Source organism: Pseudomonas rhizoryzae, assembly GCF_005250615.1.
Lineage (GTDB): Bacteria > Pseudomonadota > Gammaproteobacteria > Pseudomonadales > Pseudomonadaceae > Chryseomonas > Chryseomonas rhizoryzae.
The window spans coordinates 135,920-151,263 of record NZ_SULM01000001.1 but is presented as its reverse complement, the minus strand read 5'-3'; the positions used below and the strand labels follow the sequence as shown (position 1 = coordinate 151,263).

At 67.7% G+C, this 15,344-nt stretch carries 13 protein-coding genes; 5 read left to right on the top strand and 8 right to left on the bottom strand.

Features of this window, described 5'->3' with window-relative positions; all coding sequences use genetic code 11:
* Positions 1–30: 30 nt before the first annotated feature.
* Positions 31–1,344, bottom strand: a complete 1,314-nt coding sequence (locus FAZ11_RS00700) for a DEAD/DEAH box helicase (RefSeq protein ID WP_058767521.1) — start codon at positions 1,342–1,344, stop codon at positions 31–33.
* Positions 1,345–1,393: 49 nt separating this feature from the next.
* Positions 1,394–2,308: a 50S ribosomal protein L3 N(5)-glutamine methyltransferase gene (gene prmB / locus FAZ11_RS00695; RefSeq protein WP_058774365.1), complete on the bottom strand. Its 915-nt coding sequence runs from the start codon at positions 2,306–2,308 to the stop codon at positions 1,394–1,396.
* Between the two features lie 255 nt (positions 2,309–2,563).
* Here prmB and FAZ11_RS00685 point away from each other — a divergent pair, with 255 nt between their 5' ends.
* Both FAZ11_RS00685 and FAZ11_RS00680 read left to right on the top strand, forming a co-directional pair.
* Positions 2,564–4,330, top strand: a complete 1,767-nt coding sequence (locus FAZ11_RS00685) for a thiamine pyrophosphate-requiring protein (RefSeq protein WP_058782816.1) — start codon at positions 2,564–2,566, stop codon at positions 4,328–4,330.
* 74 nt (positions 4,331–4,404) lie between these two features.
* The gene (locus tag FAZ11_RS00680) at positions 4,405–4,722 is read left to right on the top strand and encodes a hypothetical protein (RefSeq protein WP_240043596.1); all 318 of its coding nucleotides are present in this window, start codon (positions 4,405–4,407) and stop codon (positions 4,720–4,722) included.
* Here FAZ11_RS00680 and FAZ11_RS00675 read toward each other — a convergent pair whose 3' ends face one another.
* The 3 genes from FAZ11_RS00675 to FAZ11_RS00665 are packed head-to-tail and all read right to left on the bottom strand — an operon-like array spanning position 4,723 to position 7,432.
* Complete coding sequence (locus tag FAZ11_RS00675) at positions 4,723–5,592, bottom strand: rhomboid family intramembrane serine protease (RefSeq protein ID WP_058782817.1); 870 nt, start codon at positions 5,590–5,592, stop codon at positions 4,723–4,725.
* Complete coding sequence (locus FAZ11_RS00670) at positions 5,589–6,548, bottom strand: metallophosphoesterase (RefSeq protein WP_074528075.1); 960 nt, start codon at positions 6,546–6,548, stop codon at positions 5,589–5,591. The genes FAZ11_RS00675 and FAZ11_RS00670 overlap by 4 nt, the downstream gene beginning before the upstream one ends.
* Positions 6,548–7,432, bottom strand: coding sequence for an NAD(+) kinase (locus FAZ11_RS00665; protein WP_137279332.1), 885 nt, complete (start codon positions 7,430–7,432; stop codon positions 6,548–6,550). The genes FAZ11_RS00670 and FAZ11_RS00665 overlap by 1 nt, the downstream gene beginning before the upstream one ends.
* 118 nt (positions 7,433–7,550) lie before the next feature.
* Here FAZ11_RS00665 and FAZ11_RS00660 point away from each other — a divergent pair, with 118 nt between their 5' ends.
* Positions 7,551–8,453, top strand: a complete 903-nt coding sequence (locus tag FAZ11_RS00660) for a DUF1853 family protein (RefSeq protein WP_240043595.1) — start codon at positions 7,551–7,553, stop codon at positions 8,451–8,453.
* On the opposite strand, the gene FAZ11_RS00655 is transcribed toward FAZ11_RS00660, so the two are convergent.
* The 3 genes from FAZ11_RS00655 to FAZ11_RS00645 form a co-directional block, all read right to left on the bottom strand.
* A complete protein-coding gene (locus tag FAZ11_RS00655; protein WP_137279331.1) occupies positions 8,426–9,349 on the bottom strand; it encodes a 1-aminocyclopropane-1-carboxylate deaminase/D-cysteine desulfhydrase in 924 nt (307 codons plus the stop codon). The two genes, FAZ11_RS00660 and FAZ11_RS00655, sit on opposite strands and share 28 nt — an antisense overlap.
* A gap of 21 nt (positions 9,350–9,370) precedes the next feature.
* Positions 9,371–10,675, bottom strand: coding sequence for a chromosome partitioning protein ParA (locus FAZ11_RS00650; protein ID WP_193557160.1), 1,305 nt, complete (start codon positions 10,673–10,675; stop codon positions 9,371–9,373).
* A gap of 327 nt (positions 10,676–11,002) precedes the next feature.
* The gene (locus FAZ11_RS00645; RefSeq protein ID WP_137279330.1) at positions 11,003–13,057 is read right to left on the bottom strand and encodes an NADPH-dependent 2,4-dienoyl-CoA reductase; all 2,055 of its coding nucleotides are present in this window, start codon (positions 13,055–13,057) and stop codon (positions 11,003–11,005) included.
* 196 nt (positions 13,058–13,253) lie between these two features.
* Here FAZ11_RS00645 and FAZ11_RS00640 point away from each other — a divergent pair, with 196 nt between their 5' ends.
* Both FAZ11_RS00640 and FAZ11_RS00635 read left to right on the top strand, forming a co-directional pair.
* The gene (locus FAZ11_RS00640) at positions 13,254–14,276 is read left to right on the top strand and encodes a carbon-nitrogen hydrolase family protein (RefSeq protein WP_137279329.1); all 1,023 of its coding nucleotides are present in this window, start codon (positions 13,254–13,256) and stop codon (positions 14,274–14,276) included.
* Positions 14,273–15,316 carry an AraC family transcriptional regulator gene (locus FAZ11_RS00635; RefSeq protein ID WP_058764135.1) on the top strand — a complete coding sequence of 348 codons (1,044 nt, stop codon included), beginning with the start codon at positions 14,273–14,275 and terminating at the stop codon, positions 15,314–15,316. The genes FAZ11_RS00640 and FAZ11_RS00635 overlap by 4 nt, the downstream gene beginning before the upstream one ends.
* Positions 15,317–15,344: the final 28 nt, after the last annotated feature.

Here is a 15,344-nt window from a genome sequence, read left to right as displayed (position 1 = left end):
GTCTACCGCGGGGACGATCTCACCTTAGGCTCACTCCGCCGTGCGCTTGCGCGGCGGCGCGAAGCCGTCGGCCGAGGTGGGCACCAGGGCGCCGGGGCGACGCTCGGACTTGGGTTTGGCCTTGGCCTTGCCGTCCTTCTTGCCGTCGGTCTTTTTCTTCTTGGTGCCGGCGGCCTTGCCCGAGGCCTTGAGCTTCTTCGGGCCACTGTAGCTGGCCTTGAGCCCCGGCAACTGGCGGCGTTCGAATCTCAGCTTGAGATAGCGCTCGATGCTGGACATCAGATTCCAGTCGCCGTGGGTGACGAAGGAAATCGCCAGGCCCGCCTCCCCCGCCCGCCCGGTACGGCCGATACGGTGGACGTATTCGTCACCGCTGCGCGGCAGGTCGTAGTTGATCACCAGGTCCAGGCCCTCGACGTCCAGGCCGCGGGCGGCCACGTCGGTGGCGATGAGCACCTTGACCGCACCACTCTGCAGCCGCTCCACGGCCAGCTTGCGATCCTTGGTGTCCTTGTCGCCGTGCAGCACGAAGACCTTGAGGCCCTCGGCCACCAGGCGCCCGGTCAGGCGATCGGCCTGCACCTTGGTGTTGGTGAAGACGATGGCCTTGCGATAGGTCTCGTTGGCCAAGAGCCACTGCAGCAGGCGCTCCTTGTGCGGCGGCTCGTCGGCCAGGATCACCTGCTGTACCACGGCTTCGTTGAGTTCGCCGGTACGGTCGAGCAGCAGATTCTGGGGCTCGCGCAGCACCTGCTCGACCACCTGGCGGAGGGCGTTGCCGCCACCGGTGGCGGAGAACAACAGGGTCTGGCGGCCTTCGCGTTCGCAACTGGCGGCGATCTGCAGCACGTCCTCGGAGAAGCCCATGTCGAGCATGCGGTCGGCTTCATCCAGCACCAGCATCTCGATGTCCTTCAGATCGACGTTACCGGCATTGCGCTGCTCCAGCAGACGCCCAGGGGTCGCCACCAGGATCTCGGGATTCTTGCGCAGGCCGGCGGCCTGGACGCGGAAGTCCTCGCCACCGATCACCAGGCCGGCCTTGAGGAAGGTGAACTGGCCGAAGCGCTCGATTTCCTTGGCGGTCTGCTGGGCCAGCTCGCGGGTCGGCAGCAGGATCAGGGCGCGGGCGCCGGACTTGGGCTTGGGATCCTTGAGCAGGCGATCCAGCAGCGGCAGCAGGAAGGCCGCGGTCTTGCCACTGCCGGTGCGGGCGGTGACGCGCAGGTCGTGGCCTTCCAGGGCCGGGCCCACGGCAGCGGCCTGGACCGGAGTGGGCGTCTTGAAGCCCAGGGTATCGAGGGCCTTGAGCAGGCGCTCGTGCAGAGCGAGTTCGGTAAACACGGATAGACCTCGGAAAAGAAAGGCGGCCGCCGCGGGCGACCACGGGTGATCAGGGAAGCAGACGGCTGCGGAACAGTGCCTGGTGCTCGCGGCACTGGGCGGCGGCCAGCAGGAAGACGCCATGGCCACCGCGCTCGAAGTCGAGCCAGGTGAAATCGACTTCCGGATAGAGCGCCTCGACGTGGACCTGGCTGTTGCCCACCTCCACGATCAGGATGCCCTGTTCGGTGAGGTGATCGGCCGCCTCGGCCAGCATCCGTCGCACCAGATCCAGGCCATCGTCGCCGCAGGCCAGCCCCAGCGCGGGTTCGTGCTGGTACTCGGCCGGCATGTCGGCAAAGTCTTCGGCGTCCACATAGGGCGGATTGCTGACGATCAGGTCGAAGCGCTGCCCCGGCAGGCCGGCGAAGCCGTCGCCCTGCACGGTGTAGACGCGATCTTCCAGGCCGTGGCGCTCGATGTTCTGCCAGGCCACTTCCAGCGCCTCGTAGGAGAGATCGCCCAGGGCCACCTCGGCTTCGGGAAAGGCATAGGCGCAGGCGATACCGATGCAGCCGGAACCAGTGCAGAGATCGAGGATGCGTGCCGGCGTGGCCGGTAGCCAGGGTTCGAAGCGGGCATCGATCAGTTCGCCGATGGGCGAACGTGGCACCAGCACTCGCTCGTCGACCACGAAGGGCAAGCCGCAGAACCAGGCTTCGCCGAGCAGATAGGCGGTGGGCACGCGCTCCTGGATACGCTTGTGCAGGAGCACGCCGAGTTCATAGCGCTCGTCGTCTTCCAGGGCGCAATCCAGGTAGCGGTCGGCGGTATCCCAGGGTAGGTGCACCGCGCCCAGCACCAGGGCGCGGGCCTCGTCCCAGGCGTTGTCATGGCCATGGCCGAAGAACAGGTTTTCGGCGTGGAAGCGGCTGACGGCCCAGCGGATGTGGTCGCGCAAGGTGCGCAGGCGGGATTCGCTCATGAAAGGCTCCGGATGATCAGCCGCGCATTCTAACCCGCGCCCGGTCCGACTGCAGGAACTTAACGGCGGCGCCCTTCTTCCTAACCCTAAGGTTCTGTACGAAAAGTGCCTGCGCTCGGTGATGCTTCGTTGAAAAACGCTTCGGAATGCTCATTTACCGCTCGTAAACTCCGCTTCCTCAGCCTTTTTCGCCTCGCCTGACCTTCGCTCGGCGACTTTTCGTACAGAACCTAAGCGGACAACGAGGAGAACGTCATGAGCAAGACCGTAGCCGACCATCTCTGGGAGCGTCTCGGCCAGTGGAACGTCGAACGCGTCTTCGGTTATCCGGGCGATGGAATCAACGGCATCATGGGCGCCCTGGGCCGGGTGGCCGGCCAGTTCGACTACGTGCGGGTGCGCCAAGAAGAGATGGCGGCCTTCATGGCCTGCGCCCACGCCAAGTTCACCGGCGAGGTGGGCGTCTGCCTGGCAACCTCCGGGCCGGGCGCCATCCACCTGCTCAACGGCCTGTACGACGCCAAGATGGACCATATGCCGGTGGTGGCCATCGTGGGCCAACAGGCCGCCTCATCGCTGGGCAGCGACTACCAGCAGGAAGTCGACCTGCACACCCTGTTCAAGGACGTCTCCGCCTACGTGGAGACGGTGGTGCATCCGGCGCAGTTGCGCCATGTCCTCGACCGCGCCTTCCGCGTGGCCATCGCCGAGCGCCAGGTGGCGACGGTGATCATCCCCAACGACATCCAGCAACTGCCAGCGGTAGAAAGCCCGCCGCATCAGCACGCCAATGTCCTTTCCGGGGCCGGTGCGATCCCGCCGCGACCCTATGCCCAGGAAGACGATCTGCAGGCTGCCGCCGACATCCTCAACGCGGGCAAGAAGGTGGCCATGCTGGTGGGCGCCGGTGCCCTGCAGGCGCGCAGCGAGGTGATGGCGGTGGCCGAAAAACTCAGCGCCGGGGTGGCCAAGGCGCTATTGGGCAAGGGTGTGCTCTCCGACGAACTGCCCTATGTCACCGGCTCCATCGGCCTGCTCGGCACCGAGGCCAGCGATCTGCTGATGAAGGAATGCGACACCCTGCTGATCGTCGGCTCGACCTTTCCCTATACCGAATTCCTGCCCAAGGAAGGCCAGGCGCGGGCGGTGCAGATCGACCTGCACGCGCGCAACATCAGCATGAGGTATCCCATCGAGCAGCCGCTGCTGGGCGATGCCGCCGAAACGCTCAGACGCCTGCTGCCGCTACTGGAGAGCAAACCCCACGACAAATGGCGCACGCGCATCGAAAAGAGCGTGGCCGACTCCTGGCAATCGATCAAGGCGCGCGCCCTGGCACCGGCCGACCCGATCAATCCCCAGCGGGTGTTCCATGAGCTGTCCAACCAACTGCCGCGCGACGCCATCCTCTGCGGTGACAGCGGCTCCCACACCAACTGGTACGCCCGCGACATCCGCATGAGCGGGCAGATGCTGGGGTCGCTGTCGGGCAAGCTGGCGACCATGGGCTGCGGTATTCCCTATGCCATCGCCGCCAAGTTCGCCCATCCGGATCGCCCGGTGATCGCCTTGGTGGGTGACGGCGCCATGCAGATGAACGGCAACGCCGAACTGGTCACCCTGCAGCAGTATTGGAAGAGATTCAGCAATCCGACCTTCATCGTCATGGTGCTCAACAACGGCGACCTCAACCAGGTGACCTGGGAGCAGCGTGCCCTGGCCGGCGATCCCAAGTTCGCCCCGGCCCAGGATGTGCTCGACTTCCCCTATGCTCGCTACGGCGAACTGCTCGGCTTCAAGGGCTTGCGTATCCATCGCCCGGACGAGATCGCCGATGCCTGGCAGCAGGCTTTCGAAGCGGATCGGCCAGTGGTGCTAGAGTTCGTCACCGACCCCAGCGTGCCGCCCTTGCCGCCGCACATCAGCTTCGAACAGGCCCGGGCCTTCCTCGGCTCCATCGCCAGTGGCGATGCGGATCGCTGGGACATGCTCAAGCAGGGAGTGCGCCAACTGCTACGCTAGAGCGTCTTGCGGGCTCGCTAAGACTCGCCGAGGCGTATAACCTCGGCAGCCTTGGATGAACCTGGGGTATGAAAATGAAGTTGCCCGAACAAGATCGTTTCGATCCACCACCGCTGCGCCTGCGGCGGCCCTTCATGACCCGGGTGACCACAGGCCTGGGGCTACTCTCCTCGGTGGCCGGCTTGGCCGCCCTGCTGGCCGGCGGTGGCGCCTTGCTACAATTGCCGGAATTGGCGCCCTATCTGACGTTGCAGCATGAAACCGCCCAAGGCTTGCTGGGCGGCGGTGCCGCGTTGTTGCTACTGGGACTGTGGCTGCGGCACCGCAGCCAGCGGCGCTGGCGCTATCGCAATACCCTGAGCCTGGCCCCGGAACTCAAGCGGCGGCGCTGATCAGCGTTGCCGTAGGCGTGCCAGTCCGCCACCCAGCAGCCCGGTCAAGCAGCCCAGCACCAGCCCGCCGACATGGGCACCATTGGCGATGGCGCCGAAGCCGAGCACACTGAAGACACCGGTGAGGCAGATCACCAGCCAGATCAGCATCATGGCCACCACCCCGCGTGGCATGCGATAGGCGGGATTGGGCGCCAGCCACTGGAACAGCCAGCAATGGCCCAGCAGGCCATAGAGCACCCCGGACAGGCCGCCGAACAACGCCGGCCCGCTCCAGGCGTACTGGGCCAGGTTGGAGCCCACGGCGAAGACCAGGGTCAGCAGCAATAGCAGCAGCCCACCCTGGCGAAACTCCACGCGCCGGCCCAGTTCCCAGTACCAGAGGGCGTTCATCGCCAGGTGCAGGATGCCGAAGTGCAGGAAGATCGGCGTGACCAGCCGCCACCATTCGCCTTGGGCGAGGGTGACGCCCAGATCGAGGAAGGCGAGATGATCGGCATCGACCAGGCGGAACGGCTGTAGCGTCAGGTACTGGATCACCGCCAGGTTGTCGCCCAACTCGGTCGCCAGGCCCACCAGCAGGGTAACGAGCAGGACCGCCGCACTGACCGGGCTGGCCTTGAGTTGTGCCAGGAGACCCAACCCACGGCGTCGCTGGGTGAATTGGACCTGCCCCTGGGGATCGCCATCGGGGTAACGCTCGTAGAGGCTGCGGGCCTCTTCCGCCCGCGCCGAGTCCAGTACCCAGAGCACCTGGCTGTCGCCCTCTTCCACCACCCGATGGCGGATCTCCAGCCGGCGCAGCAGGCGGGTGAAACCCAGCAAGTCACGCCCCAGGGGCACCCGAAGTACGGGTTGTGGCTGGTTCATCGGCCCTCCTCGCGCTGTACATCGATCCAGACGAACTTGTCCGGGTCTATCACCCGCTCGTCATCGAGTCGATAGGCGACCAACTTGCCGTACTTGACCGCGCTGTAGTCCAGGCAGGCCAGGTTGGGTCGCAGCGGCTCGGGATGGCCGTCGCGCCAGTAGTGGCCGACGAACAGCATCGGCTGGTCTTCCCCGTAGCAGAGGAGCCCGGCCTTTTCCTCGTCGCTCAGGCGCTCGCAGGCGATTTCCGCCGGCAGGGCATCGGGTTGGAAGACCACGTCGCCATAGGTCTGGGGATCGCTCTCCCAGAACTTGGTGCGAAAGCGCGCGCGGACGTAGCCATCACTGCCGGTCAGGCGTACGCCATGGGGCAGCGGCAGCGACACCCCGTTGAGCAGCCGGGAGGCGACCCGGCTGGCCAGGCTGCCGCCGACGATGGATTGGCGGACGAAATCCTCGTCGATGCAGGCGTCGGGGTAGTGATGCAGGAATTCGTCGATCAGCCCCTGATCCCAGCAGGCATGGACGATGCGGAAATGGCCGAAGTCCTTGCACAGCGGCAAGGTATAGAGCCAGCGCAGATGGTCCTGCCATTCCTGTGGATGGTCGGCGAAGGCGCTCAGGGTTTCCTGGATCAGTTGGCGGTGCCGTGGCGTGTGTTCGCGCACCCAAGTCTGGCCGGTGCCGGGCGCGGCCGGGGTGTGCCAGGCCAGGGCATTGAGTTCGTGGTTGCCGAGGATGCAGTGGGCGTGGCCACCCTCGACCATGGCGCGCACCCGGCGCAGGGCGCCACGGATGCGTGGCCCGCGGTCGACCAGGTCGCCGAGAAAGATCGCCTGGCGCTCGGGATGCTGCCAGACGCCGTCCACCAGGCGGTAGTCCAGGCGTTCCAGCAGCAGGTCCAGGGTATGGGCGCAGCCGTGGAGATCGCCGATGAGATCGTAGCCGAGCGGCATCAATCGTCTCCCAGCCGACTGCCCCAGCCGAGCTTGGTCCGGCAGATCTCGTAGTAGTTGTGATCCAGCGGATGGATCAGCCTGAGCTTGTGGGGCTTTTTCTGAATGGTCACGGTATCGCCGGGTGCGCAGGTGAAATGATTCTGGCCATCACATGAGACCTGCGGATAGATCGTCATGTTCGGCGACACCAGGATCGACAGGGTGCTGTCGCCGGATACCACGATGGGACGACTGGACAGGGTGTGGGGATACATGGGCACCACCACGATGGCATCCAGCTTGGGATGCATGATCGGTCCGCCGGCCGACAGCGAATAAGCGGTGGAGCCGGTGGGAGTGGCGACGATCAGGCCATCGGCACGCTGGCTGCAAACGAACTGGCCGTCGATGTACAGCTCGAATTCGATCATCCGGGTGGACTTGCCGGGATGCAGCACCACGTCGTTGAGCGCATCGCCCTGGCCGATCATCTCGCCGCCGCGCTCGACGAAGGCGTCGAGCAAAAAGCGCGTCTCCATCAGGTACTGGCCGTCGAGCACCTCGGCGACCTTGCTCTCCAGCTCGTCCGGACGGATGTCGGTGAGAAAGCCCAGCTTGCCACGGTTGATGCCCAGCACCGGTACGCGCGGGCGGACCAGGGCGCGGGCGGCGCCGAGCAGGCTGCCGTCGCCGCCGACCACGATCACCAGGTCGCAGATCTCGCCCATGAGCTTGCGCGACACCGTCTGCAGGCCATGCCCCGGCAACACCTCGGCAATGGTGTTTTCCAGGATCACATTGCGATTGCGCTGCAGCAGAAAGGTCTTCAGCCGGCGAATGGTGTCCAGCACCTGGGTGCTGCCGAGTCGGCCGATGATGCCAATGTTACGAAAGGAGTCCATGACGCGCCGGCGGCCCCGTTGGCTGGAATGGGCAGAAAGTATGGGCGAAAGCCCGTAGCAGCGGCAAACCGCCTCTATCCGACCACGGGTCGCCTGGGTTGATCCGCAGGGCCTCCGCTTGGCCTATGCTGGCGCCATGACGCCCTTCGCCGAGCTGTATGAGCTACCGCGACGCCTGAGCCAGCCCCAGGTGCGGGATCTCGCCTGGACCCTGGTCGCCCTGCCCCTGCTGGTCGCCGCCGACACCCGCCATCCGCTGTGCGCCAGCGACTGGGCCAGTCACCCCGGGCAATTGGCCGACTGGCTGCGGCAACAGGACGCGGCGCCAGAGGAATTGGCCGCCTGGCTGGCCCAGGGCAGCGATCGCCGCCTGGGTCGCCAATACGAACGGCTCTGGCAATTCGCCCTGGCCCGGGCGCCCGGGGTTCGGCTGCTGGCGGCCAACCTGCCCTTGCGCGAGGGCGAGCGCACCCTGGGCGAGCTGGACCTGCTGGTGGCGGACGCCGAGGGCGTCCATCACCTGGAATTGGCAGTGAAGTTCTACTTGGGCGAAGGCTCGCACGGCGCGCCGCGCTGGCTGGGCCCGGGCGGCGAAGACCAACTGGCACGCAAACTGACCCATCTACGCGAGCGCCAGCTGCCGCTGTCGGCCACACCCCTGGCCCAGGCCAGCCTGGCAGCCCTGGACATCGCCCCGCCCCGACCCGCCTTCTGGCTTGGGGGCTATCTGTTCCAGCCGCTCGACGCTCCCCTGCCCTGGCCCGCGGGCGCCCTGCCCCCGCGGCAGCCGCAGCTCTGGTGCGAGCGGCAGCGGTTGCCGCAAGGCTCCTGGGAGGTGCTGCCCAAGGGCCACTGGCTCGCCCCGGCGGTAGCGAATACGCCCTGCCTGCCGCTGCCCGCCGGGGAACCGGTCTGGCCGCAGCTGCTGGTGCGCCGCGATGGCACGGGCGCTGAGGTCGCGCGCCTCTTCCTGGTCCCTGCCGGTTGGCCGACTCAGCCCGAGGCCAGCGCGCTCAGCTGAGCCGCCAACGCCCGGCGGCCCTGGAGGCCACCGCTGTGGATCAGTACCAGGCGACTGCCCGCTGCCACGGCGCCCCGCTCGATCTCGTCGCGCAGGGCGAGCCAGAGCTTGCCGGTATAGAGCGGATCGAGGGTGATGCCGGTCTGGTCGGCGAAATCCGCCATGGCCCGCGCCAGGTCGGCATCGATGCGGCCGAAGCCGCCGCGACTGGCATCGACCAGGCGCCAGCTCCGGGGCAGGTCGCGCGGGAGCAAGGTCTGCAAGGTGGTCTCGACGCCATGTCCCGGCGGCACCGCCAGACCGCCCATCACCTGCCAAGCCGGGTCGGCGGCCTGGATCACTCCCGCCAGGGTGGTGCCGGTGCCGGCGGCGAGCCAGAGTTGCTGGCAATCGGGCCAGTCCAAGGCGGCGAGCCCCTGCTGCAGCTCAGCGACGATCCCGCCGCAGGCCTGGGCTGCCAGTCCATCGCAGCCGCCTTCGGGAATGGGCAACAGATCGGGGTAGCGTGCCTGCCAGGGCTGCCAGAAGTCCGCGTCATGGCGCCGGCGATAACCGCCATAACCCAGCCAGTGCAGGGTCATACCGCAGTCCTGCAAATCCTGGACGGTGGGCGTGGCGCAAGGCTCGCCGCGCAACAGGCCGACGGTGGCGAAGCCCGCTTCGCGTCCGGCGGCGGCCAGGGCATGCAGATGATTGGAATGGGCGCCGCCGAGGCTGATCAGGCCCCGGCCTTCGCCACGGCGCAAGCGCTCGCGCCAGGGCTGCAGCTTGTAGCCCTTGTTGCCGTTCAGGCCCGGCGGGCGCTGGTCCAGGCGCAGCACGGCCAGCCGCAGGCCACGCGCGCCCAGCAGCGGCAGCTGCACCTCCTGGAGCGCGGCGGGCGGGAAGGTCGTCATGGAAGTGGCAACGGTACGCGATCAGAGATTGGCGACATCGCCATCGGTATCATCGCCCCGGTGTTCGGCGCAGAGGGTCGAGCGCTGCGGATCGAACTGGGCGGGATGCTCTACGCGTACCACCGGCCGACCGCAGCGCTTGCCTTCCACCTCGGCCTGGCACACCGGCTGCTGGTGATGCTTCAGCCAACGCTGGTACTGCTCGCGGCTGACCTTGCAATGGGCGGCGACGAAGCCCAGGGGATCGGCGCTGAAGCGCGGCACGTCCTGGCGGCCGAGGATCAGATGACCGGCGCCGGGCTGGAAGGTAACGAAGAGGATGCCCTGGCGCGCCAGGCGCTCCAGCTGGCCTTCGTTGCTGTCGGCGACCAGCTGGGCGCAGCGCTCGCGCAACTGGCGGATGTCTTCCTGGAGTTGGCCGTCCAGTTCGTCGCGGTACTTGAGTTCCACCTCGCGGATCGACAGCTGGTTCTTCAGCTCATTCACCGCGGCGGCCACGCGGGCCTCGCTTTCGGCCTCGGCCTGGATGCGCAGGGCCTCGATCTTGTACAGGGCGTTCCTTTCCAGGGTACGCATCTGTTCGTTGAGTTCTTCACGCTGCTGCCGGGCCAGGTCGTTCTGCTGTTCCAGATGCTGGGCGAGCGCCGCGTAGCGCACTTCCAAATCGGCCTTGGCGGTGCGCAGCTCGTCCGCGTCGCGCTGCAGGCGTGCCAGGTCTTCCTGGTGCTGGCGGGTCAGGGTGAGCAGGCGGGTACGCTGGCCGGCGATCAGTTTGTCCAGTGCCTCCTGGTGCTCCTGGGCGAGGATGCGCCGCACCCGTTCGAGACGCGCCTCGACGTCGATGCCGTCCGCCGCGCTGGGGTGGTACTCCCCGGCCAGCTCCACCTCGCCATCGCGCGGGGCGACCAGGCCCAGGCAGTCGCGAATCGCCTGCCAGTCGTCATGTTCGCCATCGCTGCGCGGGTCCCAGAGATCCCCCTGATGCCAAGAGATAGGGCATTGGCCAAGGCTGGCCAGGCGGATGGGCCCGGCGCCCAGGTCGGGGCCGGCGCCCCCGCGCTCGGCCAGCTCCACCAGCGGCAGGTTCCATTCCGGCAAGGGCCGCCCCTGGGCGTCGAAGGCCAGCAGGAAGAACACCGCGGCCTTGACCCGGCGGTGATCGTCCAACAGCAGGTAGACGAAGCGATGGCGACGCCCTGCGCAGTCGAGCAACGCCTGCTCACCCTGCCAGAGCGCCTCGAAATCGGGAAACAGCAAGGCGCGATTCACGCCCTGGTCGCCAAACCCCAGCACCACCGGGGTCAGTACTGCTTCTTCGTTCAACATCTCTGCCATCTGTGCCGCGTGCCCTGTCGATCCCACATGAATATCGAGGCCAGCGATCCGCCCCCTGACGCGCCTTTGGCGCTGACAAGCTCGGGGCGGGGCGACTGGACGTGCATCCTACCCCTAGCGCAGGGCCGGGAGGCAATCCCCCGTTTCCCTGCCCATCGTCTGGAATGGACCTGGACGCCACCCGGTGCGTCAGGACGGCAGCTTAGCCAATCCTGACCGGCAGGATGGAAGAGAGACCGGACATTGGGATGGCGGTCGGTCCGGATAGGATGTTATGTGCAACAGGTCACGTAAATCTTCTCGTCTTGCAACGAAGAGTTACAGCTGCGCGGCAAGTCGCGTGGCTTGGTCGATGGCGCGCTTGGCATCCAATTCGGCGGCGACGTCCGCCCCACCGACCCGGTGCACCGCGATGCCCAGGTCGATCAGGCCGTCTTCCAGCTCGCGCAGGGATTCCTGACCGGCGCAGAGCACCACGTTGTCCACCTCCAGCACCTGCTCGGCGCCATCGGGCAGCCGCAAATGCAGGCCGGCGTCGTCGATGCGCAGGTATTCGACCCCGCCGAAAGCCTGCACGCCCCGTTGCTGGAGGCGGGCGCGATGGATCCAGCCGGTGGTCTTGCCCAGCCCCTTGCCGGGTTTGCCCGGCTTGCGCTGCAACAGCCAGACCTGGCGTTCCACCGGCTGCGGCGCAGCCGGCGCCAGGCCGCCGCGGGTGCTGAAGGTCGGGTCGATGCCCCACTCCGCATAGAAGGCCGCGATGGGTTCCTCCTCGCGATGGGCATGGGTGAGAAAATCCGCCACGTCGAAGCCGATACCCCCGGCGCCGATCAGGGCCACCCGCCGCCCCACCGGCCGGCGCTCCAGCAGCACGTCCAGATAGCCCAGCACCTTGGGGTGGTCGACACCGGGAATGGCGGGAATCCGTGGCGTGACCCCGGTCGCCAGGATCACCGTCGCGAAGCCCTCGGCCTGCAATTCGGCGGCACTGACCCGCCGGTTGAGGCGCACCTCGACATCCAGGCGCTCCAGGCGGCGCTGGAAGTACCTCAGGGTCTCGCCGAATTCTTCCTTGCCGGGAATGCGCTTGGCGACGTTGAACTGACCGCCGATGCGCGCGCTGGCCTCGAACAGCACCACGCGATGGCCGCGCTCCGCCAGGGTGCAGGCGGCGGCCAAGCCGGCCGGGCCCGCGCCGACCACGGCGAAGGTGCGCGGCGCCGTGGTCGGCAGGATCTGCAACTCGGTCTCGTGACAGGCGCGCGGATTGACCAGGCAACTGGTCAGCTTGCCGGCGAAGGTATGGTCGAGACAGGCCTGGTTGCAGGCGATGCAGGTGTTGATCTCATCGGCCCGCCCGGCGGCGGCCTTGGCGACGAAGGCCGGATCGGCCAGCAGCGGCCGCGCCATGGACACCAGGTCGGCCTGGCCGGCGGCGAGGATGGCCTCGGCCACCTCAGGGGTATTGATGCGGTTGGTGGCGATCAGCGGCACCCGGACTCGCCCCTTCAACTGAGCGGTGACGGCGGCGAAGGCGCCGCGCGGCACCAGGGTGGCGATGGTGGGGATACGCGCCTCGTGCCAGCCGATCCCGGTGTTGATCAGGCTCACCCCGGCGTTCTCCAGCCAGAGCGCCAGTTGCAGACACTCCTCGGGAGTGCTGCCCTGCTCCACCAGATCCAGCAGCGAGAGCCGGAAGATGATGAGGAAATCCGGCCCGGTCGCCGCGCGGATGCGTTCGACGATGGCCAGCGGCAAGCGGCAGCGACTGGCGAAGTCGCCGCCCCAGCGATCCGTGCGGTGGTTGGTCCGCGCGGCGATGAATTGATTGATGAAGTAGCCTTCCGAGCCCATCACCTCCACACCGTCGTAACCGGCCTGCTGCGCCAGTTGCGCGCAGTGAACGAAGGTCTCGATCTGCGCCTCCACCTCGGCGTCGTCGAGTTCGCGGGGGGTGAAGGGATTGATCGGCGCCTGCAACGCCGAGGGCGCCACCAGCTTCGGATTGTAGGCATAGCGACCGGCATGGAGGATCTGCAGGCAGATGTGCCCGCCCTCGGCATGTACCGCGGCGGTGATGGCGCGGTGCTGTTCGGCTTCTTCGGGCGTGGTCAGCTTGGCGGCGCCCTGGTAGACGGCGCCCTCTTCGTTGGGCGCGATACCGCCGGTGACGATCAGGCCCACGCCGCCGCGGGCCCGTTCGGCGAAGAACACCGCCATGCGCGCGAAGCCCCCCGGACGCTCTTCCAACCCGGTGTGCATGGAACCCATCACCACGCGGCTGCGCAAGGTGATCGCCCCCACGCGCAGGGGTTCGAGCAGATGCGGATAAGAATCTATAGGGGTGGTATTACGGGGGGCAAGCTCGATCATGGCGGTCTCCGGTCGTTGGCCTTTCTGGGAAGGCCTGCCGCCACGATAAGAGCCGCACGCCCCGGTCTCAATCACCAGAAATGACAACCTCTTTACCCAAATGCACAGCCGATGCTTGGCAGTGGCGTCCTGGTCTCCTACCCTGGGTACCTTTATCCCGCCCGGCCAGAGCGTCCGGGCCCGCTTTGGAGTCTGGATGCGCAAGCTCGTGTTCCTGGTGCTGATCGCCCTGTTCGCCGTACTGGCGGGCTGGGTGGCCCAGCGGCCAGCCTTTCATTACCTGTCGGATCTGCGCAGCAGCCTGGCGGTGGATCTCACCACCACACCGGCCGCCGCCACCACCGGCAATCTGCTGGGGATCGAGCCCGAGCTGTTCGCCCTGGACTACGGCAATCCCGAGCGGCTGCGGCTCAAGCTCGACGCCTACCTGGACAATGCCCGGCGCCTCGGGCTGATCGGCCCGCGGACGGTGGTGGTGCTGCCCGAGCATGTGGGCACGCCGCTGGTGCTGATGGGTGAAAAGCCCGAGGTCTATGCCGCTACCCAGACCGACGACGCCCTTCAGTGGCTGGTCCTGGGCAATCCGCTGCGCTTCGCCCGCGCCTGGTTCCAGGCCGAAGGCCAGCCGCGCCTCGCCGAAAGCCTGCTGCGCATGAAGGCCTGGGACATGGCCAGTACCTATCAGCAACTCTTCGCCGGCCTGGCGCGGCGCTACGGCGTCACACTGGTGGCCGGCTCCATCGTGCTGCCGGGGGCGACCCTGGTGGATGGGCAACTCGAGGTGGGCGGCGGGCCACTGCGCAACGTCACCCTGGTATTCGGCCCCGATGGGCGACCGCTCGGCAAGTTGCTGGTCCGGCCGCTGGCGGGCCAGGCGCAAGGCAAGGATCTGACCTCGCCGCTGTTGCGCCTGGACACCCCGCTCGGCCGCCTGGGCGTGATCCAGGGCAGCGATACCGGCCGGCCCGGTGTGCTGGACGATCCCCAGGTGGAGCTGCTGGCCATCCCGGCACTGGCGGCCGGTGCCACGCCCGCCCCGGCCCCCTTCGACGCCCAGCGCCTGCGCGCAGCCGGCATCCGCGCGGCGCTGGAGGTCCAGTTGCACGGTCGCCTGTGGGAATGGCAGGCCAAGGGTGCCAGCCAAGCCTTCACCCCGGATGCGACCGCCGCCACCAATCCCGCCCGGACAGGGGCCAAGCTGATCAATCTGCGGCTATGAAGCGGCCGGCGCTGCGCCTGGGCGACCTGTCCACCGGCTTCGTGCTGGCCCTGGCGGCGGCGGTGAGCAGCCGGGGTGGCGACGCCGACGGCCTGCTGACCCGCTTCGGCCTGACCGCCGCGCGGCTGGCCGAACCCGGCGGGCGGCTGTCCATCCCGCACTTCATGCGGCTCGGCCATGCCGCCCTGGAGCTGACCGGCGATCCCGCCCTCGGCTTGGCCATGGGCCGGGCGATGCGCCCGGCCTTCCTCGGTCTCGCCGGGGTGACCGTGGCCCAGGCACCGGATGTCCGCCATGCGGCCGAGACGCTGCTGCACCTGGAGCCGCTCTATGGCCGCAATTACCGCGGCCAGTCGCGCTGGGCCGCCCAGGGACGCGACGCCTGGCTGCACTTCTATAGCATCAGCCCCTACAACGACTACAACAGATTCGTGGTCGACGCGGTGCTTGGCGCCTGGCTGGCCGTGCTGGGCGCGGTGGCCGGCCAGGCGCTGCAACCCCGCCGCGTGCTGATCGAATACGCCGCTCCGGCGAATCCCGCCCCCTATGAAGCCGCCTTCGGCTGCGCGGTGGAATTCGGCGCGGCGGAAAACGCCCTGCTGCTCGACACCGCCACCCTCGCCCTGCCCGGTACCGACCATTGCCCCGCCACCTGGCGCCAGTTGCTGGCGCTGAGCGAGGCCGAACACGGCCGCCTGACCCGCACGCGCGGGCTCACCGAGCGGGTGGTCGAGGTCATGGGCCCCCTGCTGCGCCATGGCGAGCCGACCCTGGAACAGATCGCTACCCGTCTACGGCTACCCTCTTGGACGCTGAGGCGTAAACTGGCGGAGGAAGGTACCCAGTATCGCGCCCTGCTCAATCTGACCCGCCGGGACCTGGCGCTGGCCTACATTCGCGACACCGAGGCCAGTTTCGGCGAGATCGCCTATCTGCTGGGCTTCGCCTCGCCCGCCGCCTTCCAGCGCGCCTTCAAGCGTTGGACCGAGCAGACCCCAGGCGATTGGCGGCGCCTGCAGCGGCAGAGCGTTGCCGTCTAAAGGGAGCGTTGGCGTCGATCCTGGGTCC